Genomic DNA, 21,756 nt, shown 5'->3' with positions numbered 1-21,756 from the left:
AAACTCTTCGTTATGGCCGGAGGCGCAGTCAGTAATTCCACCTATACCAGCAAGCCCACCAGCGGGAAACAAGCGGGCAGTTATCTCTTCCCGTTTATATTGGTTACCAGCCTGTTTTTCCTGTGGGCATTAATTCACAACCTGAGTCCGGTGCTTATCCCGCACCTGAAAAAGGCCTGTCAGCTTACAGACCTGCAGTCGTCCTTCATCGATTCTGCAGTATTTGCGGCCTACTTCCTGATGGCATTGCCTGCCGGCGCTGTCATGCGTAAGTTCGGTTACAAGACGGGCATCATTTTCGGCTTGTGTTTATATGCGATAGGGGCCTTTCTGTTTATTCCTGCTGCCAACAGCCGTGAATACATTGCTTTCCTGGGCGCTTTATTCGTGATAGCCACCGGGCTGACTTTCCTCGAAACAGCTGCCAATCCGTACGTGACCGTACTGGGCAGTCCGGAAACAGCCACCACCCGCCTCAACCTGGCCCAGTCCTTTAACGGCGTAGGTGCTGTACTGGGGCCGGTATTAGGTGCCCGGTTTATCCTCTCTGGTACAGAACATACACAGGATCAGCTCAATGCCATGTCATCGGTTGAGCTGCAGCAATACCTCAGCACAGAGGCCGGCACCGTAAAAATTCCCTACATGATTATCGGGATGGTGGTACTCCTCGTGGCGCTGATGTTTGTAGTCACTAAAATGCCGGAAGTGCAGGAAGCTAAAGATGAAAACGTAGATGCCAGCCCTTCCGGAGGCAGTATCTTCAGACATAAACACCTGGTAGCAGCTGTGATTACACAGTTCTTCTATATCGGCGCACAGATCGGCGTGAACGCCTTCTTTATCCGCTTTGCCAAATATGCAGCCGGCATACCGGAAAGAGAAGCCGCTAATCTGCTGGGATGGGTAGCAGGATTGGGCTTCATGATAGGCCGCTTCTTCGGTACCTTCCTCATGAGTAAAATAAAAGCCTCTTCTCTGCTGACCGTCTATGGTGCTATTAACGTGGGCCTGATATTGCTGGCGATGACTACCAAAGGTATGGTGGCTGTAGGGGCTGTGTTGCTGGTGCCTTTCTTTATGTCGATCATGTTCCCGACCATCTTCTCGTTGGGTATCAGAGGGCTGGGCGGAGATACCAAACTGGGTTCTTCCCTGCTGGTGATGTCTATTGTAGGTGGTGCAATCTGCCCGCCGCTGATGGGCCTCATCTCTGATGCATCCAATATTCAGATGGCTTATATCATACCGTTGGTATGTTTTGCAGTGGTAGTATGGTTTGGGGCCAAGGGCCACAAACTGGATGCTGCCAGAAGCTAATACATCGCTTTTTTTAATCTTCTAATCCGCAAAATCATCGTATCTTCCTGATAACAAAAAGGAATACCATGGTTTTGCGGATTTATACTTCCTTTACCTTCCGTTGTATCCTGTTATGCCTGTCTATCCTATGGCTCAGCAGTTGCTCCAAAAAAGATAAATCCTCCACAGAGGATCCGCCGGTTCTTTATTCGAGGCTGACGCTGAATTTCTCCCATGTGATGAATGGCAGTCCGCTGGTGCGTAGTAGCAGCACTTATATAAACCCTTCCGGTGAATCTTTTGTCATCTCCCGTTTCCGTTATTATCTCAGTAATTTTTCATTGGTGAATGATGCGGGGAAAACAGTTATCCTGCCGCCCGCCTATTTTCTGATAGATGATGCAACAGATTCCACCAAACGGATTTCCCTCGATAGTATCCCGCAAGGTAATTATACAGCCCTTCGTTTTATGATAGGGGTAGACAGCGCCCGTAATAACAGTGGCGTACAATCCGGTGCCCTGGCGCCGGAAAACGGGATGTTCTGGACCTGGAACAGTGGTTATATCATGGCGCAGATGGAAGGGTATGCTGATGCAGTAGCTTCTCCCACCCATCAGTTCCAGTTTCATGTAGGCGGTTTTAAAGGGCCTTATAATGTTTTAAAAATAGTTTCTCTTCCTGTGAAACTGGGTATCAATCCCACCATGAGCGTTGTCCCGCAACTGAATATTGTAGCGGATGCCGCCAAATGGTTTACGCCCGATACTGTGAGTTTTAAACAGGCGGCTGTGATCATGGCGGAAGGAACCAATGCACTGAGGATCGCCAATAACTACCAGCAGATGTTCTCCATCAAAAATTAAATCACCCATGCGTCACAAAGCCCTATATATCGCCGCTACCTTTGGAATACTGCTGATGCTGGCCCATGCCTGTAAGAAGGAGAACAAGGGCGGTGGTGATGGCACACGGCCCGAACCAGTGGCTCTACAGCTGCCTCCGGGCTTTCCTGCGCCGGTATATAGCTTTGCCAACAATCCACTTACCAAACAGGGGATTGCCCTGGGCCGCTTTATGTTTTACGATTACAGGCTCTCACGTGACAGTACAGTATCCTGTGGTTTCTGCCACCAGAAGTTCGCTGCCTTCGGACATTTCGACCATGCGCTGAGCCACGGTGTTGGCGGCCAGCAGGGCACCCGCTCTGTGCCCGTCATCTTCAATATGATTTGGCAAAAGGAATTTATGTGGGACGGTGGTGTGAATAACCTGGAAATACAGCCACTGACACCACTTACAGACCACAATGAAATGGCGATGGACCTCAAGGAGCTGTTGAAAAAAATGCAGGGCGACCCGCAATACCGGCAGAAATTCAAAGATGCGTTCGGTACCGAAGAAGTAACCAGCGAACGCATGTTTAAAGCTATTACCCAGTTTGTGGCCACCATGATATCCGGTAATTCCAGGTACGATAGTATTATGCGTAAAGAACCCGGTGCGGCCTTCAGTCTGGATGAACAGGCCGGCTATCAGATCTTCCAGCAGAAATGTGCAGCCTGTCATAAAGAGCCGCTGTTTACAGATCTGAGTTACCGCAGCAATGGTCTGCCTTACCTGCCAGCGCTCAATGATGTAGGCCGTATGAAAATCACCAACAGCACCGGCGATTATCTTAAATTTAAAGTGCCTTCCCTGCGCAATATCCTGAAAAGCTCGCCCTATATGCATGACGGTCGCTACTTCGATATATTCCAGGTCTTCGATTTTTATGATCACGGTGTCAAAGCTACCAGTACTACTGATCCGCTGGTGAAAAACGGTATCCCGCTTTCTGCCCAGGAAAAAAGGCAACTATATCTCTTCCTTAATACCCTCACTGATTATACGCTGATTAACAATGATGCGCTGAGCGAAGTGTTGATCAATCCATGAACAGAACTGTGATGGGTGTGATTTTTCTGATGAAAATGATACAGGAAGATAAAAGCGAAAGGAGCTATTGAAAATGATCAATAGCTCCTTTCGCTTTTATCTTCGTTATTAATCTCCGCTTCAATCTCCGCCCATCAGGTCAATCAGAAAAATCACATACATCATAGTTACGGTTTCCTTGTCCAGCATGTTGTCACATGATCATTCACCATCCCTGTTGCCTGCATATAGGCGTAACAGATAGTAGAGCCTACAAACTTAAATCCGCGTTTGAGCAGGTCTTTGCTCATGGCGTCGGAGATAGCTGTTTTAGCGGGTACTTCCTGCAAGGTTTTGAAATTGTTGACGATAGGCTGATGTTTGACAAATGACCAGATGTAATGGTCGAAGGAACCGAATTCCTGTTGCACGGCCAGAAAAGCTTTGGCATTGGAAATGACGGAATTGACCTTTAGTTTGTTACGGATGATTCCTTCATTCTCCAGTAGTTTTGCCACCTTTTTTTCGTCGTACTTAGCGATCTTTTTAGCGTCCCAGTTATCAAATGCTTTGCGGTAGTTTTCTCTTTTGACCAGTACAGTGTGCCAGCTCAGTCCGGCTTGTGCGCCTTCAAGGCATAGCAGTTCAAAGAGGTGGCGATCATCATGACTGGGTTTTCCCCATTCGTTGTCGTGATAATCTTTGTACAATTGATCTTTAAGACTCCAGCCGCATCGGCTTTTTTCGGTGGCTATAGTTCCCATTCATTGATGATTTTTCTCACACGGTTTTTATACTCACCCAGCTCGTTCAGTGTTTCATTGATGAAGGTGTTATGTTCCAGGCTACCCAGTACGATATCCATCTCATCAGCATTCTCATATGCCATCTGGCGGAAGGGGTTTTTATAATCTTTCTCGCGGGAATGACGAATGTTGTGTGTGATCCATTCCATGGTGCGGGTAGAGTCTTCCAGCCATTCAGCCAGTAGCGCCGGGGTAAAGTTTTTCAAAGATACCTCTTTTATTTCCAATAAACTGGCTACGGCATGTTGTAGTTTGTCTGATGAGTATTCCTTACCAATGGCAACATAAGCTTCGTGCAATTGTGGCCAGCCGGAGATCTTATTTTTTTTGATCTTCTGTTTGAGCGTATTCACCGTTTCCTCTTTCATCAGCTGTCCGCCAATGTTGTGCCATTCGCTGCGTTTAGCTGTTTTGATAGCAGCCTGTAAAGCCAGGAAAGATGGTTTGTTGGTAGTGATGATATTTTTGATACCGTAAAAAACGATCAGCTCGCGGAAGATAGCATAGGCTTTGTGTACTTTTAGCAGCTGTACCTCGCGGGAACTGTTTTCCATACCGGTGGCCAGTATGGTCAGTTGTGCTACTACTTCCGGTTGTTGCAGTAATAGCTCTTTTCCTTTTTTACGTATATCCTTCTCCGTTAGTTCCTTTTTAGGTGTGTTATCCGGAAGGGCGAACCAGGCTTTTCCTACGGCTGCTTCCATGATACCCAGTCCCTCAAACATCTCTTCTATAGAATCGGGTGCCAGAAAATCGTACTCAATGTATTGTGTTTTGTCTGTCCGTTTGTCCCGGTCTACGTATTTCCAGGAGTTGCGGGCAATCGCGTACATGTTGTGCATGAACCAGTAGCCGGGCATTACTTTGAGCCGGTTGTCATGTTCATCGTTGAGTACGAGGCTGAAAGGGATATTGATATGTAGTTCTGACATATAATTCCCTTTGGAGATGAGGGTAAAGGTGGCAAACTTTGAATTGTGTTTGAGGCTTACGCAGAGGCCGGGCCAGAAGCCTCTGCCGGCAATGACTTCACCATCTGCTCCGCGTGAGTTGTGGTTGGAGCCGATAGTAGCGCCGGCGGCCATATTGCTTTGCCCCATGATCAGCGCCGCGCACAGGAAAGAGTTGTTGTGGTGCTGTTCATGTGCTGGAAAGATCAGTGAATTCAATACTTCGCAGCAGGAGATAGTGGCGTTGTTACCCAGATAGGAGTTGATCAGCCGTGCACCATATTTCAGCTGTGAATGGGAAGCCATCACAAAACGCACAGCTTTCACACCATAAAACACCCGGCATCCGTAACCGATGATACCATTCACCAGTTCGCATCCTTCCCCGATCTGGGAAGCGGCATCGCTGGCACTGTTGATGGTAAGGTTCTTCAGTTTGTTGGCGCCTTTAAGATAGGCATCCGTGCCGATGGTAACATCTTTAATGATCTTACAGTTTTTGATCACGGTACGATCACCTACCATACCGTAGTAGCCGCGTCGTTTATCAAACTGTTTTTCAGTAAAGGCTTTGAACTGCTGTTGCAGCTGCTGATCGTCGCGGTAGCGTGTCCAGAGATAAGCATCACCGGGGAGCATGCCGTCGAAGGGCATAACACTTCTGCCACCGTTTTCGTTGCACAGCTCCAGCTGTATACGACCACTTTCCTGTTCACCATCTTTTAAAATACCATTCCCGAATTTGGCATAGTCGGTGGTGGCCATTTCATTTACATTGGCTACAATCACCTCGTTGCCCAGGATATAATGAGACAGGTAGTTGACATTATGTACGACTACATTATCTCCGAAATCACAGGCGCAGATAGTGCTGTTGTACAGTCCTACCGGCAGCCGCAGGTTGTGAAATTCCAGATAGTACGGTTCCAGTTTGCCGATGCGTACCATGCCAAAAAAGTGGCAGTGCTGCACCAGCTGAGGATTAAATTCATTGGAAACAAAAATATTGTTCCAGTCGTCGGAGCTGTTGTCGTTTCGTACCAGTGCTTCTACTTCATGGGCCAGCAGTCTTCTGTAATGATCCTGCCGGTTCCATTGTTCATTACGCAGGTAGTATTCGTCTTTACCTTTGGGCAACGGGGTCTCAATAAAGTTGTACCCCAGTTCGGATAGAGGCTTTTTTTTGATGTTGTTCATGGATAAGATCTTTGTTATTCAACAGTCACACTCTTGGCGAGGTTCCTCGGTTTATCAACGTCAAACCCTTTTAATACGCCGATGTGGTAGGCGAGTAATTGCAGAGGTATAACGGAGATAATCGGAGCAACCAGTTCATCCGCTGAAGGTACAAAAATAACATCGTCTGCCATGGGAGGAATGGTTTGATCGCCTTCTGTTACAACGGCGATCACTTTGCCTTTGCGGGCTTTTATTTCCTGTATGTTGGAAACAATTTTTTCGTAGTAGCTGTCTTTGGTAGCCACAATCACTACCGGCAGGTTTTCATCTACCAGTGCGATAGGACCGTGTTTCATCTCTGCCGCAGGATAACCTTCGGCGTGGATGTAAGAGATCTCTTTCAGTTTCAGTGCGCCTTCCAGGGCAACGGGGAAGTTGTAGCCACGGCCCAGATACAGGAAGTCACGCGCATCTTTATATTTCGCAGCTATCTGTTTTACCTGGTCATCGAGTGTAAGAGCAGTCGCTACTTTATCGGATATCTGTTCCAGCTCATCGAGCAGGTACTGGAAACGTTGTTGGGTGATGGAGCCTTTTTCTGACGCTATCTTTAGCCCTACGAGGCAGAGTACTGCCAGCTGTGCGGTGAATGCTTTTGTACTGGCTACACCGATTTCAGGGCCTGCGTGCGTATAGGCGCCAGCGTGAGACATGCGCGCAATGGAAGAACCTACTACGTTACAGATGCCGAGAATGATAGCACCTTTTTCTTTGGCAGCTTCAATGGCTACCAGCGTATCAGCTGTTTCGCCCGACTGCGATACGGCTATGATCACATCACCAGGGCCTACTACCGGATTGCGGTAGCGGAACTCAGAAGCGTATTCCACTTCCACGGGTATGCGGCATAGTTCCTCGATCATATATTCAGCGATAAGGCCGGCATGCCAGGAGGTGCCACAGGCCACGATAATAATGCGTTGGGCCTTGCTGAGGGTTTCCGCGTATTCACGGATACCACCCATGGTAAGCGTACCTTTTTTAGCATCCAGACGACCACGCAGACTATCAAAAATTGTTTGTGGCTGCTCAAAAATCTCTTTGAGCATAAAATGGGCATAACCACCTTTTTCAATAGCGGCCAGCTCGATGTCCAGCTTTTGTATGTAAGGAGTCTGCCTTTCGTTGGAGATATTTTTCAGGATCAGCTCGTCGGCTTTGATGATGGCGATCTCGTAGTCATTGACATACACTACTTCTTTCGTGTATTCCACAATAGGGGAGGCGTCGGAAGCGAGGAAGTGCTCGCCTTTGCCTACGCCTATTACCAGCGGGCTGCCTTTACGGGCGGCGATGAGTGTATCAGGGTTGTCTGCATCGATCAGTACAATCACATAGGCGCCCACTACTCTTTTTAAAGCAATGCGGAGGGCTTCCTCCAGCGGGCACTGGTTCTGTTGTTTGATCTCTTCGATGAAATGCAGCAACACTTCTGTGTCGGTATCACTTTGAAAAACATGTCCTTTTTTGCTCAGCTCCTGCTTCAGTTGTACATAGTTTTCGATGATGCCGTTATGTACCATGGAAAGTTTTCCGTCACCGGAAAGGTGGGGGTGGGCATTACGGTCGCAAGGCTCTCCGTGTGTGGCCCAGCGGGTATGTCCGATGGCAATGGAGCTGCGCATATCATAACTGGATGCGTACTCTTCCAATGCCGCTACTTTGTCTTTTTTCTTGTATACCTGAAGTCCGTCGTTGATAATGGCTACGCCTGCGCTGTCGTAACCGCGGTATTCCAGTCTTTTAAGGCCTTTCAATACTACCGGGTATGCTTCTCTGTGCCCGATGTAAGCTACAATTCCACACATGTGTTTAATCGCGTTTTTGGTGAGGGTGTTGATTGCAATATCGCATAAATTGTGAAAATAACATCAGTTTATGTTAATAAAATATAATATAAGATATGGTTCCTGCGTGCATGCATTTCACATAACGTGCATTCTAAAATAAAATGAAAAAAGGGAATATAGTGTGCGATTAACCGAATGTTAATATCCGGAGCATCGTTCACTATATTCCCTTTGATGTATAACGGATTTTAATCGCTTAGGTCTTCGCTTAAAATCCGCGTTTATTAATTACTTCAATAATGTATTCTCAAACAAATGTAAGATTCTTTTGTATTCATCCGTCCAGCTGCTGGGGGTAGTAAATCCGTGATCTTCCACAGGATAAACAGCCAGCTCCCAGTTATCTTTTCCCAGTTCTATCAATCGTTGAGACAACCGCACAATATCCTGGAAGTGTACGTTGGTGTCTACCATACCATGGCACATCAGCAGTTTTCCTTTCAGTCCATCTGCAAAATAGATGGGAGAGGAGCGGCGGTAAGCGATACTATCGGTGAATGGTTCATTCAGGATATTGCTCGTATAGCCGTGATTGTAATGTGCCCAGTCGGTAACGGAACGTAGTGCAGCACCGGAGGCAAATACACCTGGTTTGGTAAACATAGCCATCAGTGTCATGAAGCCACCATAGCTGCCGCCATAGATACCGATACGGTTCGCGTCTACCTGCAATTTCTCTGCCAGATATTTTGCTGCGTCTACTTCATCATCGAGATCTTTGCCGCCCATAAAACGATAAATACCGGTGCGCCAGTTGCGGCCATAGCCGGCACTGCCGCGGTAATCTACATCCAGCACGGTATAACCTTTATCAGTAAGCAGGTTGTGGAACATGTATTCCCTGAAGTAATTACTCCACCATTTATGTGCATTCTGCAGATAACCGGCGCCATGAACGAAGATAACGGCAGCGCCGTTTTTCTTTGCCGGGTCTGGTGTATAGAGGCGTGCATACACCGGCTGGTTGTCGCGGGCAGTAAAAGTGATCACCTGCGGATCACGCCAGGGGTAGGAACGGAATTCTTCGGATTGTGCCTGATGGGTGATCTGTACAGGTTTGGCGCCTGCGTTGTTGGGCTGCAGATACAGCTCCCAGGGTTTGTTGGAATAGGAGTAGCGGTACGCGATCCATTTTTCATCAGGGGAGATGCTGACTTCATGGGCTCCCTGCATGGAGGTCAGTTTTTCTGCTTTACCACCGGTAACGGCTATACGGTATAACTGTTTTTCACCGGGATGTATTTCATTGGTGATGATGTAAAAATATTTTTTGTCGTGAGACAGCTGCGCATCCTGCACTTCGTACGCACCACTGGTCAGTTGCTTGGTTTGGCCTGTCGCTACCTGTGTGGTGTACAAATGAGAATAGCCGCTGGCTTCCGATTGGAACCAGCAGGTGTTTTCATCTATCCAGCCCAGGTTGCTGCCTCCCATGCTCCAGCCTATACCGGGACCGGCGATCCATGCTTCATCTCTTTGACGGTTGATCGTTTTTAGTTGGCCGGTGGTGGGGTCCAGCAAAGCGATCCAGCGGTCTTTGTTGTCCTGTGAACGGATATCAACAATGGCATGGGTCCCTTGTTCAGACCAGTAGGGGCCATTTACGATTACTTCCCTGACTACAACGCTGTCTCTGCCGGGGTAGTCTTTGGTAAAATCAGGCCGGTCTTTAATGCCGGTGAGGTTGGAAGTAACGATAGGCAGTACGGTGTCGCGCAGGCGGTCGTAGAGGAAACTTTCGAAGCTGCCCTGGGGAGCACCCACCTTATCACGGGAACGGATATCCGTAGTGAAGCCAGTGGAAGTCACAAATTCAGGCACGATGGTATTACGCGCATCAGCGGCCGCCTTGTAGAGGCGGTAGGTGACATAGCGGCCATCAGGGCTTATCTGTACACTCTGCAGCTTTTTATCGTTGAGATACAGGCTGCGTAGCGGTTTGGGATCGTATTGTTTATTGAAGGCGGTGGCGGCATCTGCTTTGGTTTTTTTATCGCGGATGATGGCCATCAGCTCCAGTTGCTGTGCTTTGAGATATCTTTCTTCTGCGTTGCCCTTGTCTTTATCGGCCTTTTCAGCTGGTGGTTTGCTGCTGGTTTCGAAGCTGGTCAACTGGGTAGTGGTGCCGGTGGTGCGGTCCCAGGCGAAGAGGTCGCGGTTTTGCTGGTATACCACCTGCCGTCCGCCAAAGCTGAATACCGGTTTGGTTTCAGGGGCAGTAGTGCTGGTGATGCGGATGGTTTTGCCGGTTTTGATGTCCAGCAGGAAAATATCTCCCTGAAAGCTATAGGCCAGCAATGACTGGTCCTGGTTGTAAGTGCCTTCAGATCTGGCTGTTATCAGAGAACGTTCGGCTGCCGCGGTTTTAACGGGCGTGTTGTTTTTAATACCGGTGGCATAGAGTGAGTCGGCAAGTTGTTTGTCCGGATTCCAGTTGAAATACACTGTCTGGTTGTCGGTTCCCCAGAACACGTTGTCGGGGGAGGTGCCTATCCATTTAGGATCGCGCATGATTTTTTCTACCGTAAGCGGCCCTGGTTGTTGGGCATAGAGACTGTTGGCTGATAAAAAAATGATGGCGGGCAGTACCCATTTTGTCATAGCAGATGTTTATTTTGTTGGCTGATAAATGTAACAGTTTAATCATAAATTGCTGGAAATTTTGGATAGACGTACGGTGTTTATCTGTAATCATGCTGCCATATGCGCTTATACCCTGTTTTATGTGTCTTTGTTCTGCTGGCTGCCTGCAAGCCTAAACCGCCGCAGCGCCAGCCGGTGCCGGTATCGGAAGATACCACCTTCCTCACTGGTACCTTTTATGTAGTCAGGCACGCAGAACGGTTTCCGGGAGCAGACACCTGCCTCACGCCGGAAGGGTTTAAAAGAGCCGGGTTTTTATATGAAAGGCTGAAAAATGCCCATCTCGACAAGATCTATCTCACTCCTTACCTGCGTAGTATCCAAACGGCCGACAGCCTGCGGATCAAGCTACATCTTGATACCTGTTTCTATAAAGCAGATACTACTGGCGAATCACTGATATACGAAATCACCCGGCATGGCGACTGGGGTAAACGTCTGCTCATCATCGGTCACAGCAATACGCTGGTGCCTTTGCTGCATAGTCTCCGGGCCCGTCCTCATATGGCTGCCCTCGGCGAACATGAATACGACTGGCTTTTTATTGTCCGTAAAACATCGGCAGGCAGCAGTCTCACAGAAGACTGTTATCCTTGACGAGCAGTATAAAAAGCGAATGGGCCATTGATCAGATCAATGGCCCATTCGCTTTTTATAATTCGCTTTAATCTTCGCTCATGAGGAAAATCATCAAACATCATAACCTATCACAGTTACAGTTATAACAGTATTCCTCTCATCAGTGTATACGCCACGGTGAAGTAAATCAGCAGTCCCGTCACATCTACCAGTGTGGCTACAAAAGGAGCGGAAGAAGTAGCGGGGTCGGCGCCGGCTTTTTTAAGGATGATAGGTAGCATAGAACCGGAAAGGGTGCCCCATAATACCACGCCTACGAGGGAGAACCCTACAGTAGTGCCTATGAGAACGGTATGTTCTCCATAGGTGTGGAAAAGGCTGTTCCAGAGCAGGATGCGGATGAATCCGATGCAACCCAGAACACTTCCCAGCATCAGGCCCGAAACAATTTCGCGTCGCATAACGCGCCACCAGTCGTTGATGGTGATTTCGCCCAGTGCCATAGCCTGGATGATAAGGGTAGAAGCCTGTGAGCCGCTATTACCACCACTGGAGATAATCAATGGTACAAAGAGGGCCAGCACTACGGCTTTGGCTATTTCATCCTCAAAAAATCCCATGGCGGTGGCGGTGAGCATTTCACCGATGAACAGTACCACGAGCCAGCCTACACGCTTTTTGACCAGTTTGAGTAGGGGCATGTCGAGATAGGGCTCATCGAGGGCTTCGGTACCACCGATCTTCTGAATGTCTTCTGTATGTTCTTCGTTGGCAATCCACAACATATCATCGATGGTCACGATACCCAGCAGGATGCCCTGGTCGTCTACTACAGGGAGGGCTACCCGGTTTTCCATCCGGAACACCTGGATGGCTTCTTCCTGGTCATCATTGGCATGAAGCGATACAAAGCGGTCGTCCATGAGGGTATGTACCACCGTGTCGGTGGCTACCAGCAGAAATTCGCGAATACGGAAGTCATCGAGCAGATGGCCTTTTTCATCTATCACATAAATTACGTCGATGGTCTCACTGTCTTTTCCGTGTTCCCGGATATAGTCCAGCACTTCTTTGACGGTCCATTCTTCCCTGACAGCGATATAATCGGGCGTCATGATACGTCCTACGCTGTTCTCCGGGTATCCCAGCAGGGAAAGGGTGATGCGTCGTTCTTCCGGGTCGAGTAGTTTAATCAGCTCTTTCACGGCTTCGCTGGGCAGTTCTTCGAGGAAGGAGGTACGGTCATCGGCCGGCAACTCATTCATGAGCTCGGCTATTTTGGCGGGTGCCAGTGCCCTGATCACGTCTTCCTGCAGGGGAAAGTCCAGGATACGGAAAGCCGCTGCCGCTCGGGTGATCGACAGGTTGTTGATAATAGCGCCGGCATTTTCCGGGTCGTCGTGGATCAACTCTGCTATGTCCGTAATTAACTGGTCGTCCAGGTACACTGAGAGCTCGCGGTAGTTTTTTTCTTTCTTCAGTGTGCTGAATTTCTCCAGTAATGCTTCATTTTCCATGTACTAATTTGACTCTATGCGCGAAAATAAGTTAAAATAAAACGCCTCCGGGTTATTACTATAATAATTCTCCGACGTGTAAGCGGATATTGTTACAGATAGTATCAGTAGGCAGGTCGTTGGCGTCCAGTCCGAAAGGATCTTCAATTTCTTCGGCAATAAGTTCAAGGCTGGCCAGTACAAAGAATATAAATACTACCATGGGGATGATCAGGTAGCCCAGGCTGAACACATACCCGAAGGGCATGGTCATGATATAGAAGAAGATGAATTTTTTGATGAATACACTGTAACTGAAAGGAATAGGAGTGCTTTTGATGCGCTCACAGGCGCCGCAAACTTCGGTTAGTGCCTGTAACTCATTGTTGAGGATGATGAGTTGGTCACCACTGAGTTGTCCCTGGCGATGCAGTTCCATGGTTTTGCACTGGATCCGGGAAGCCAGCTGGTTGGGTACATGTTTGGAAAGATCTACGGGGTCCTGTTCTCCGGGCAGTGCTTCCATTTCTTCCGGCTTATAGGTTTTGCGCAGATGGTTTTTGAGGCTGAAGGCATAGTTGGGGATCATGATCCGGAAAAATTCCCGGGCTTCCTTGTTGGAAGACGGTAACATGGCCTGTAGTTTAATGGCGAGGTTACGGCTGCTGTTGACCAGCGTGCCCCATTGGCGACGTCCTTCCCACCAGCGGTCATAGGCAGTATTGGTTCTGAATACCAGTAAGAGGGAGATGACAAACCCCAGCAGGCCGTGCATCAGGGATATGTTTTTAATCTCACTGTTGGCAGACAGGTTCCAGAAAGATAGCTCCAGCCAGGCTATTGCAGCAGAATAGATGGACAGGGCTATAAACATGGGAAAGAGCTTCCGTACCGTGTCCGCTTTGTGGATACGGAAGATAAACGTAAACCAGTCTTTCGGGTTGTAGTTGATCATAAGCTAACTGTTAACGTATAAAAGTAAATACCGATCCCTTAAAAGAAAATTAAATCGGGCCGCAAACCTAAAATTTTTAAACATGATTTTGATAACTTCCTGCTTTAACTTTACTTTACGCCTTCTTTTATTTGAATTAGCGCTATGATTAAGCCATACTTATACGTAGATAAGTCCAAGGGAAAAGGTCGGGGAGTATACACAAAGGAACGAATTCCCGCCGGAACAAGGATTGAGACATCTCCCGTACTGGTCCTCTCTTATGACGACACAGAAATTGTGGACAAAACAAAACTTCACAATTATATTTTCCTCTGGGGTGTCCGTGAAACACGCTCCTGCATTGCCCTGGGGTTCTGCTCTATCTACAACCACGACTACAATCCCAACTGTGAATACGAGATGGATTTTGATGCTGAAACGATGAGTATCATCACCCGCCGCGATATCAAAAGAGGAGAGGAATTGTTCATCAACTACAACGGTGATGTGACTGACGATTCCCCGGTTTGGTTCGATATGAAACGTACCAAAGAAAACCAGGAAAAGTCCAAATAAGGACCTTCGGACCTTCCGGATGGGTGCCGCTGCGATGCCCGTCCGGAAATTTCCGGAAAAATCCTTGGCGCCTGGTAATTTTTTCCTAATATTGTATAAGTACTTATATAATTTAAAAAGGTACTGCTGCCAGAAGGCACCGGCATCACCGGCCCCGCTGATTAAGCGTCAGCTGTTCTACCAAGGTACCATTGTCTGAAGGTACCAGGATGATGATTTGGCCAGTGAAGCATCAATCCATAGGAGCGACCGGTTTTGTCCATCATAGCACCGGCACCATGATTTAGCCGGTAAAGCCCTTTCTCTGCAGACCTTGCCAACACAGATGATAAAAGCGGATGATCGCCCGCGATCACTCTTCCGCCCGTTTATCATCTTTTTAAAAGAAAATTATATAAGCGCTTATATAAATTGTAATTCATCATCCGTAATTCGTAATTGAATGAGTTTTTATCCATCACTGGGATATCTGGTCTTTGGCAGCCGCCTTCGGAGGCTCAGTGAATACTTCCTCATGGAAGTCAACAAGGTATATGAACAGGCAGGCATCCCCTTTGATGCCAGCTGGTTCCCCGTGTTTTACCTGCTCTCCGGCCAGCAGCCCATGCCTATTATAGACATCGCTGCCCAGCTGGAAATATCCCACTCTGCCGTTAGTCAGATGGTAACTAACCTGCGCAAAAAAGGTCTGCTTAAAACCACGCCCTGCAAAGAAGATGGACGACGCCAGCTGGTAGCCTTCACTAAAAAAGGCACAGAAATGCTGCATCAGATACAACCCATCTGGAAAGCCATCTCCATAGCCATGGAAGATCTCGTGATGGAGAACAAACAAAGCCAGCAGCTGCTGGCCGCTATTGCACAGGTGGAACAGGCAGTGCAGCAGCGACCCTTGTCGGAAAGAGTAGTAAACTCCTTACAACACAAATAAATCAATCATCATACACCAGCTCAATCTTTATCTATAAATCAATAACCATGAGTGATATTTTCAAATACGGTACTGACCAGTTGACAGTAGGCGTGGTGCTCGATATTGCCGCCGGCAAAATAAAAGGCATCCTGTCTCCGGAAGTCATTACCCGTATCAACACCAGCCATGGATACGTGCAGAAAATCGTTGCACAACATACCACGGTATATGGTATCAACACCGGCTTCGGCCCGCTCTGCGATACCAAAATCTCAGAAGAAGATACCCGCGCCTTGCAGTACAACATCCTGCAAAGCCACAGCGTAGGCGTAGGCAGCCCTATCCCCGAAGAGATTGCCCGCCTCATGCTCATCACCAAAGTACATGCACTGGCACAGGGATATTCAGGCGTGGCGCTCACTACACTGGAGCGCATCATCTGGCATATCGAAAACAATGTCACCCCGCTGGTGCCTGAAAAAGGCTCTGTAGGCGCCTCCGGCGACCTCGCCCCACTTTCACATCTTTTCCTGCCACTCATCGGCCTCGGAAAAGTGTGGTACAAAGGTCAGCAAACCACCATGGATGCAGTGATGCAGCAGGAAGGTCTGCAACCCATCGTACTGGGCCCCAAGGAAGGTCTGGCCCTCATCAATGGTACCCAGTTCATCCTGTCTTTCGCTGTGAAAGCAGTACAACGTCTGCACAACGCACTGGAAGCAGCTGACATCATCGGCGCTCTCTCCCTCGAAGGACTCATGGGTACCCACAAACCTTTTGACCCGCGTCTGCACGCCATCCGGCCTTTCCCAGGCAACCAGCTCGTAGCACATCGTCTTAAAACCATGCTCGACAACTCCGAGATCATGGCCTCACATGTCAACTGCGACCGCGTTCAGGACCCTTACTCACTTCGCTGTATGCCGCAGGTACACGGCGCTTCCCGCACCGCATGGCTGCACCTCGCAGAACTGACCACCATCGAACTCAATGCTGTAACAGACAACCCGATCATCTTCAGTGATACCGATACCATCAGCGGAGGAAACTTCCACGGCCAGCCTATGGCATTGCCTCTCGACTACGCTACCATCGCCGCTGCCGAAGTAGGTAATATCTCCGACAGACGCAGTTACATGATGATTGAAGGTCGCTATGGCCTGCCCAAATTGCTGATCGAAGATGCGGGACTCAACTCCGGATTTATGATACCGCAGTACACTACCGCAGCACTGGTTACCGAAAATAAAACACTCTGTTTCCCTCCCAGCGCCGATAGCGTGCCTACCTCACTGGGTCAGGAAGACCACGTGTCCATGGGATCTATCAGCGGCCGTAAACTCAACCAGGTAATCGGCAACCTCGAATACATCCTGGCGATAGAACTGCTGTATGCCGCACAGGCTGTAGACTTCCGCCGGCCACGCAAATCAGGTCCCATCCTGGAAGCTGTACATCGCTACGCCCGCGAAAAAGTTTCTTTCGCCAATAAAGACCGCATCTTCGCTTATGATATCGAAGCGCTGCACCAAATCGTTTCTGACCAGTCTCTTGTGCGCGTAGCCAATGAAGCAGCCGCACAGCATCAATTACCTATAAATGGAATCTATCATGACCAGTTTGGACTTTATTAAACAATACGCGGCGCATCCGCATTATAAGGCACCCCGCGGCACTCAGCTGCATGCTAAATCCTGGCAGACAGAAGCTCCGCTGCGTATGCTGCTCAACAACCTCGATGATGAAGTAGCTGAAAACCCCGATGAACTGGTAGTTTACGGTGGTATCGGACAGGCTGCCCGCAACCGCGAAGCCCTGGAAAAAATCATCAAAACATTACTGGAACTCGATGAAGACCATTCTCTGCTGGTGCAGTCCGGCAAACCGGTAGGCATCGTACGTACCCATCCGCAGGCCCCCAGAGTAATGCTTGCAAATAGCAACCTCGTACCTAAATGGGCTACCTGGGAACATTTCAACGAACTGCGCGCCAAAGGCCTCATGATGTATGGTCAGATGACTGCAGGCAGCTGGATCTATATCGGTACCCAGGGCATCCTGCAGGGAACCTACGAAACCTTTATGGAATGCGGTCGTCAGCACTTCAATGGTAACCTCGCCGGTAAACTGATCGTTACTGCCGGTATCGGTGGTATGGGTGGCGCCCAGCCCCTGGCCGCTACCATGGCCGGTGGCGTGATGCTCGCTGCAGACATCGATCCTACCCGCATACAAAAACGTATAGATACCCGCTACATCGACCGCATGACTTATTCCTATGAGGAAGCGTTAGCCTGGGTGAAAGAAGCGATGGCTAAAGGACAGCCGCTGTCTGTAGGCCTTGTCAGCGATGCCGGCGATATGCTGGAACGTCTGCTCAAAGACAATATCATCCCCGATGTGCTCACAGACCAGACTTCCGCACATGATCCTATCAATGGTTATGTGCCCAATGACATGACCCTCCAGGCCGCGCTGGAACTGCGTAAAAACGATCCTGCCCGTTATCGTCAGCTGTCGCTCAGGAGCATGGCCCGCCACGTAGGATTTATGCTGGAGATGCAACAAAAAGGTGCCGTGACTTTCGACTATGGCAACAACCTCCGCGAATTCGCTAAAGAAGGTGGTGAGCCCAATGCATTTAATTTCCCTGGTTTCACACCTGCTTATATCCGTCCGCTTTTCTGCGAAGGAAAAGGACCTTTCCGCTGGGTAGCCCTCTCCGGTGACCCTGAAGATATCTATACCACAGACCGTGCGCTGATGGAAGCTTTCCCGGAAAATACCCACCTGATCAACTGGCTGAAACAGGCGCAGGAAAAAGTGGCCTTCCAGGGATTGCCTGCCCGTATCTGCTGGCTGGGCCTGGGAGAAAGAGAAAAAGCAGGACTGATCTTTAACGAACTTGTAAGGACCGGTAAGGTAAAAGCACCGATTGTTATCGGACGTGATCACCTCGACTGCGGCTCTGTAGCTTCTCCCAACCGGGAAACAGAATCCATGAAAGATGGCTCTGATGCTGTGAGCGACTGGACACTGCTCAACCTGATGTCCAACACCGGTGGCGGTGCTACCTGGGTGTCTTTCCACCACGGTGGTGGCGTAGGCATGGGATACTCCCAGCATGCCGGTATGGTGGTACTGGCAGACGGTACAGACCGGGCTGCTGCCTGCCTTAGCCGTGTGCTGTTCAACGACCCGGCCATGGGCATCTTCCGTCATGCCGACGCTGGTTATGAAAAAGCACAGCAATGGGCCGATAAATTCGGGATCAATATTTAGATAAGAGATTTTTGATTGATGGATTTTGGAATTTAAAATGACGGAAAAGTAGCATAACACAATCTCCGCCAACAAATTCCAAAATCTATCAATCAAAAAATCCCTAAATCCAATCACCCAATATCCAAAGCATCCAATGAAACTATTAATAGGTCCTTTCTCGCAAATCCTTCCCCTGACAGGCCTGCCGCTGAAAGGCACGCTGCAGGACGAACAGCTCACCGTCATCGAAAAAGGTGGTATCGTGGTGAGCGATGGGAAAATAGTCGCAGTGGCGCCTTACAAGGAACTGCAGCGTGAGTATCCTGACTGTGAGCTGGCTTTTATTGACCGGCCAATGGTGTTGCTGCCAGGGTTTATTGATTGTCATACACACATTTGTTTTGATGGTACCCGCAACAGGGACTATGCCATGCGTATTGCCGGTAAAAGTTACCTTGAGATAGCCCGCGCTGGTGGCGGTATATGGGACTCTGTTACCAAAACACGTATAGCCGATATGGTTACCCTGGTGGAAAATACGGTGGCCCGTGCCAACCGTCATCTGAAAGAAGGGGTTACAACCATAGAGGTGAAAAGTGGTTATGGGCTTAACTTTGAAAGCGAACTGAAAATGCTGCAGGCCATACAACAGGCATCGCTGCATACTGCTGCCACACTGGTGTCCACCTGTCTGGCCGCACATATGAAACCAAGGGATTTCAATGGTACAGAAGAAGCCTATCTGCAATGGGTGCTCAATGAGTTGTTGCCTGTATTGAAAGCGGAAGCGCTCACCAACCGCGTAGATATTTTCATTGAAGAAACAGCTTTCTCTGCAACAGCATCACTGACATACCTGCAGAAGGCCCGTGAGCTGGGTTTTGCCGCCACGGTACATGCTGATCAGTTCAGCGCCGGTGGCGCAGCAGTGGCTGTGGCAGCAGGTGCGCTGTCTGCCGACCATCTGGAAGCCAGCAGCGATAAGGAAATAGCATTGCTGGCCAAATCTGACACTGTGGCGGTAGTATTGCCAGGTGCATCACTCGGTTTGGGTATGCATTACGCGCCGGCACGCAGATTGCTGAATGAAGGAGCCTGTGTGGCCATCGCGAGTGACTGGAACCCGGGATCAGCGCCGATGGGCGATCTGCTGATACAGGCAGCGGTGATGAGTGCGGCAGAAAAACTGTCTACTGCCGAAGTACTGGCAGCTTTAACGCTGAGGGCAGCACCGGCACTGCAGATAAAAGATGCAGGCCAGCTGGACGTCGGATTTGTGGCCGACCTGCAGGCTTACCCCACCGCCGACTTCAGAGACATACTCTACTATCAGGGTAAAATGAAACCGGCGATGGTTTGGAAAAAAGGAGATTTAGTCCAATAAACTATGATAACAAAGGAAAGCTACCGGCCTACGCCTGCTAATGCATGGACCGGCCGTATAGATGGTAAGGAAGCTGACCTGCTGCGCTGGCATCAGGTCATCAAAACAGTAGACCTGCTGCAACAGCCACTGCCTGCGCTGCAAAAAGAACAGAAAGGTGTTGTGTTCCTGGGCTTTGCCTGTGATGAAGGCGTACGCCGCAACAAGGGCCGTACCGGCGCTGTAGAAGGTCCCGGCGCGCTGAGAAAAGTCATCGCTAATTTCCCGGCCCACTTCAGCGAACAGGCTGTACTGCTCGATGCCGGCGATATCGTTTGCACCGGCACAGCCCTCGAAGAAGCACAGCTGGTACTCAGCAATGCTGTACAAGCCATCCTCACAGCCGGCTACCTGCCTGTGTTGCTGGGCGGCGGACATGAAATTACGTATGGCCATGCCAGTGGTATACGCCAGTATATGCATGGTAAGGGGCAGCTGGGGCTGATCAATTTCGACGCCCATTTTGATATCCGCATCCCTGGCGAAGAAGGGCCCAGCTCCGGCACCGGTTTCTGGCAACTGGCGCAGGATTGCAAACAAAGCGGAGAGCCTTTCAACTACCTTGCCCTCGGCATCCAGAAAAACGGTAACACCCGCCAGCTCTTTAACATAGCCGGCGAAGAAGGCGCTACCTATGTGGGGGCCGATGCCTTCCACCTGGAAGATAAAGACACCATTTTTGCGGCGATACAACATTTCCTCAGCCAGGTAGACAAAGTATATCTGACCACCTGCCTGGATGTTTTTGCATCACCTTTTGCACCAGGCGTTAGTGCTACCGCCTACAACGGCATTACCCCCGGCGGCTTGTTCCTGCAGTGTTACAGGGCCATCCTTGAAAGTGGAAAAGTATGTGGAGTGGATATCGCGGAGCTAAATCCTTCACTGGACATCGACAACCGTACTGCCAAACTGGGCGCTGCTATTATCTTTGAAGTGCTCATGGCTTATTGTGGAGAATAATCTGCAGGCTGACTAAAAAGGGCGCTGCTCTTTTTAGTCAGCACTGTTAGTCAGCATATGTATACGTTTGGCGCTATCCGCCAGTTTTTCCGTTGTTTCCCGTTGTAATTCATGAATCAGCTTTGATACATTGTCAGACAGCCCTGTTTTCTCCTTCTTCACTTTTGTGGCTGTATTTTTTATGAACAACAACAATTCACTGGCATCATGCCATTGCCCCAGCAGGTTGCCGGTTTTTTTGGTGTGCTGCAGCTGTTGCCGGTGCCGGTGTGTATGATGCGGTAATTGTGTAATGATGCTCAGTTGATAATACAACCTCTTCGTATTTTTTCGCAGATCATGCCACACGGTGTCGGGGGCCTTGCTGTCCGGCAGAAAAATGTGTCTGTATTGTTTTGCTACATGCTCGGTCATAACGGCGATAGCGGTTTCATCTTCAATATCAGCGATGGCAGCTTTAAAGGCTTTCGGTAAGGTTGTTAGTTTTTTGATAGATAGTTGTTGAGACAAGGATTCCAGGGTAGTATCGACGGTAGTCAGTTTCGTTTTCAGTAACAGATGAGCAACAGAAAAGCGCCAGGAGACTGTTTTTTCATGGCGGGTCAGCGATTGTTCCTGTAGCTGGGTATCGCGTGATATGCCGCCTATCTGTTGCAGTATTTTAAGCGTAGTCAGGTATTTACCTTTTTTGAGATGATAACCGGGGATTTGCTGTGCCAATGCGAGTAGTGCACGTATTTTCTTACTGCCCACCCGGAGCTGATGGATGGCTTTTTGTCGCCGGGTGGGGTGCTGGAGCTGTTCAAATGAGGCCGCTACTGTGGAGCAGGCAGACTCCAGATAATCGTGGAGGAGGGTTTTGAGCATTATACTAAAGATAACGTAAAATGGGAAGAAA

The 21,756-nt window shown here is 49.1% G+C and carries 17 protein-coding genes; 10 read left to right on the top strand and 7 right to left on the bottom strand.

Going from position 1 to position 21,756, the window contains the following annotated elements:
* The first annotated feature begins 12 nt into the window (after positions 1-12).
* From fucP to DF182_RS06455, 3 genes are all read left to right on the top strand, one after another.
* A complete protein-coding gene (fucP, locus tag DF182_RS06465; RefSeq protein ID WP_113614839.1) occupies positions 13-1,320 on the top strand; it encodes an L-fucose:H+ symporter permease in 1,308 nt (435 codons plus the stop codon).
* A 68-nt stretch (positions 1,321-1,388) separates the two neighbouring features.
* Entirely contained in the window at positions 1,389-2,168 is a 780-nt protein-coding gene (locus tag DF182_RS06460) for an MbnP family protein (RefSeq protein ID WP_113614838.1), read from the top strand.
* A gap of 7 nt (positions 2,169-2,175) precedes the next feature.
* The gene (locus DF182_RS06455) at positions 2,176-3,240 is read left to right on the top strand and encodes a cytochrome-c peroxidase (RefSeq protein ID WP_245957382.1); all 1,065 of its coding nucleotides are present in this window, start codon (positions 2,176-2,178) and stop codon (positions 3,238-3,240) included.
* 167 nt (positions 3,241-3,407) lie between these two features.
* Here DF182_RS06455 and DF182_RS06450 read toward each other — a convergent pair whose 3' ends face one another.
* The 4 genes from DF182_RS06450 to DF182_RS06435 all read right to left on the bottom strand — a co-directional run bounded on the left by DF182_RS06450 (position 3,408) and on the right by DF182_RS06435 (position 10,665).
* Complete coding sequence (locus DF182_RS06450) at positions 3,408-3,983, bottom strand: DNA-3-methyladenine glycosylase I (RefSeq protein ID WP_113614837.1); 576 nt, start codon at positions 3,981-3,983, stop codon at positions 3,408-3,410.
* Positions 3,971-6,172, bottom strand: coding sequence for a DUF4954 family protein (locus tag DF182_RS06445; protein ID WP_113614836.1), 2,202 nt, complete (start codon positions 6,170-6,172; stop codon positions 3,971-3,973). Before DF182_RS06445 ends, DF182_RS06450 begins: the two co-directional genes overlap by 13 nt.
* Before the next feature lie 14 nt (positions 6,173-6,186).
* On the bottom strand, positions 6,187-8,022 hold the full coding sequence (glmS, locus tag DF182_RS06440) for a glutamine--fructose-6-phosphate transaminase (isomerizing) (RefSeq protein ID WP_113614835.1): 1,836 nt from the start codon (positions 8,020-8,022) through the stop codon (positions 6,187-6,189).
* A 270-nt stretch (positions 8,023-8,292) separates the two neighbouring features.
* Positions 8,293-10,665, bottom strand: a complete 2,373-nt coding sequence (locus tag DF182_RS06435) for a S9 family peptidase (RefSeq protein WP_113614834.1) — start codon at positions 10,663-10,665, stop codon at positions 8,293-8,295.
* Between the two features lie 102 nt (positions 10,666-10,767).
* On the opposite strand from DF182_RS06435, the gene DF182_RS06430 reads away from it, so the two are divergent.
* Entirely contained in the window at positions 10,768-11,304 is a 537-nt protein-coding gene (locus DF182_RS06430) for a histidine phosphatase family protein (RefSeq protein WP_113614833.1), read from the top strand.
* 122 nt (positions 11,305-11,426) lie between these two features.
* Here the strand turns inward: DF182_RS06430 and mgtE are convergent, their stop codons facing one another.
* Together mgtE and DF182_RS06420 are read right to left on the bottom strand one after the other, a co-directional pair.
* Entirely contained in the window at positions 11,427-12,803 is a 1,377-nt protein-coding gene (gene mgtE, locus DF182_RS06425; RefSeq protein WP_113614832.1) for a magnesium transporter, read from the bottom strand.
* Between the two features lie 58 nt (positions 12,804-12,861).
* The gene (locus DF182_RS06420; protein WP_113614831.1) at positions 12,862-13,737 is read right to left on the bottom strand and encodes a bestrophin family protein; all 876 of its coding nucleotides are present in this window, start codon (positions 13,735-13,737) and stop codon (positions 12,862-12,864) included.
* Between the two features lie 144 nt (positions 13,738-13,881).
* On the opposite strand from DF182_RS06420, the gene DF182_RS06415 reads away from it, so the two are divergent.
* The 6 genes from DF182_RS06415 to hutG all read left to right on the top strand — a co-directional run bounded on the left by DF182_RS06415 (position 13,882) and on the right by hutG (position 20,858).
* Positions 13,882-14,295, top strand: a complete 414-nt coding sequence (locus DF182_RS06415; RefSeq protein WP_113614830.1) for an SET domain-containing protein — start codon at positions 13,882-13,884, stop codon at positions 14,293-14,295.
* Between the two features lie 442 nt (positions 14,296-14,737).
* Positions 14,738-15,226: a MarR family winged helix-turn-helix transcriptional regulator gene (locus DF182_RS06405; protein WP_113614828.1), complete on the top strand. Its 489-nt coding sequence runs from the start codon at positions 14,738-14,740 to the stop codon at positions 15,224-15,226.
* 47 nt (positions 15,227-15,273) lie between these two features.
* The gene (hutH, locus tag DF182_RS06400; RefSeq protein WP_113614827.1) at positions 15,274-16,842 is read left to right on the top strand and encodes a histidine ammonia-lyase; all 1,569 of its coding nucleotides are present in this window, start codon (positions 15,274-15,276) and stop codon (positions 16,840-16,842) included.
* Positions 16,820-18,490 carry a urocanate hydratase gene (gene hutU / locus DF182_RS06395; RefSeq protein WP_113616791.1) on the top strand — a complete coding sequence of 557 codons (1,671 nt, stop codon included), beginning with the start codon at positions 16,820-16,822 and terminating at the stop codon, positions 18,488-18,490. Before hutH ends, hutU begins: the two co-directional genes overlap by 23 nt.
* 136 nt (positions 18,491-18,626) lie before the next feature.
* Positions 18,627-19,856, top strand: coding sequence for an imidazolonepropionase (gene hutI, locus DF182_RS06390; protein WP_113614826.1), 1,230 nt, complete (start codon positions 18,627-18,629; stop codon positions 19,854-19,856).
* A gap of 3 nt (positions 19,857-19,859) precedes the next feature.
* Entirely contained in the window at positions 19,860-20,858 is a 999-nt protein-coding gene (gene hutG / locus DF182_RS06385) for a formimidoylglutamase (protein WP_113614825.1), read from the top strand.
* A 33-nt stretch (positions 20,859-20,891) separates the two neighbouring features.
* On the opposite strand, the gene DF182_RS06380 is transcribed toward hutG, so the two are convergent.
* A complete protein-coding gene (locus DF182_RS06380; RefSeq protein WP_161964075.1) occupies positions 20,892-21,725 on the bottom strand; it encodes a CHAD domain-containing protein in 834 nt (277 codons plus the stop codon).
* Positions 21,726-21,756: the final 31 nt, after the last annotated feature.

Origin of the sequence: Chitinophaga flava, assembly GCF_003308995.1 — a bacterium.
Lineage (GTDB): Bacteria > Bacteroidota > Bacteroidia > Chitinophagales > Chitinophagaceae > Chitinophaga > Chitinophaga flava.
The sequence above is the reverse complement of the archived record's forward strand: the minus strand, read 5'-3'. Positions and strand labels throughout refer to the sequence as shown.

Bases quoted from the DNA above. Each gene is read 5' to 3' on its own strand.
- fucP (WP_113614839.1), top strand. From the start codon at position 13: ATGGCCGGAGGCGCAGTCAGTAATTCCACCTATACCAGCAAGCCCACC.
- DF182_RS06460 (WP_113614838.1), top strand. From the start codon at position 1,389: ATGGTTTTGCGGATTTATACTTCCTTTACCTTCCGTTGTATCCTGTTA.
- DF182_RS06455 (WP_245957382.1), top strand. From the start codon at position 2,176: ATGCGTCACAAAGCCCTATATATCGCCGCTACCTTTGGAATACTGCTG.
- DF182_RS06450 (WP_113614837.1), bottom strand. From the start codon at position 3,983: ATGGGAACTATAGCCACCGAAAAAAGCCGATGCGGCTGGAGTCTTAAA.
- DF182_RS06445 (WP_113614836.1), bottom strand. From the start codon at position 6,172: ATGAACAACATCAAAAAAAAGCCTCTATCCGAACTGGGGTACAACTTT.
- glmS (WP_113614835.1), bottom strand. From the start codon at position 8,022: ATGTGTGGAATTGTAGCTTACATCGGGCACAGAGAAGCATACCCGGTA.
- DF182_RS06435 (WP_113614834.1), bottom strand. From the start codon at position 10,665: ATGACAAAATGGGTACTGCCCGCCATCATTTTTTTATCAGCCAACAGT.
- DF182_RS06430 (WP_113614833.1), top strand. From the start codon at position 10,768: ATGCGCTTATACCCTGTTTTATGTGTCTTTGTTCTGCTGGCTGCCTGC.
- mgtE (WP_113614832.1), bottom strand. From the start codon at position 12,803: ATGGAAAATGAAGCATTACTGGAGAAATTCAGCACACTGAAGAAAGAA.
- DF182_RS06420 (WP_113614831.1), bottom strand. From the start codon at position 13,737: ATGATCAACTACAACCCGAAAGACTGGTTTACGTTTATCTTCCGTATC.
- DF182_RS06415 (WP_113614830.1), top strand. From the start codon at position 13,882: ATGATTAAGCCATACTTATACGTAGATAAGTCCAAGGGAAAAGGTCGG.
- DF182_RS06405 (WP_113614828.1), top strand. From the start codon at position 14,738: ATGAGTTTTTATCCATCACTGGGATATCTGGTCTTTGGCAGCCGCCTT.
- hutH (WP_113614827.1), top strand. From the start codon at position 15,274: ATGAGTGATATTTTCAAATACGGTACTGACCAGTTGACAGTAGGCGTG.
- hutU (WP_113616791.1), top strand. From the start codon at position 16,820: ATGACCAGTTTGGACTTTATTAAACAATACGCGGCGCATCCGCATTAT.
- hutI (WP_113614826.1), top strand. From the start codon at position 18,627: ATGAAACTATTAATAGGTCCTTTCTCGCAAATCCTTCCCCTGACAGGC.
- hutG (WP_113614825.1), top strand. From the start codon at position 19,860: ATGATAACAAAGGAAAGCTACCGGCCTACGCCTGCTAATGCATGGACC.
- DF182_RS06380 (WP_161964075.1), bottom strand. From the start codon at position 21,725: ATGCTCAAAACCCTCCTCCACGATTATCTGGAGTCTGCCTGCTCCACA.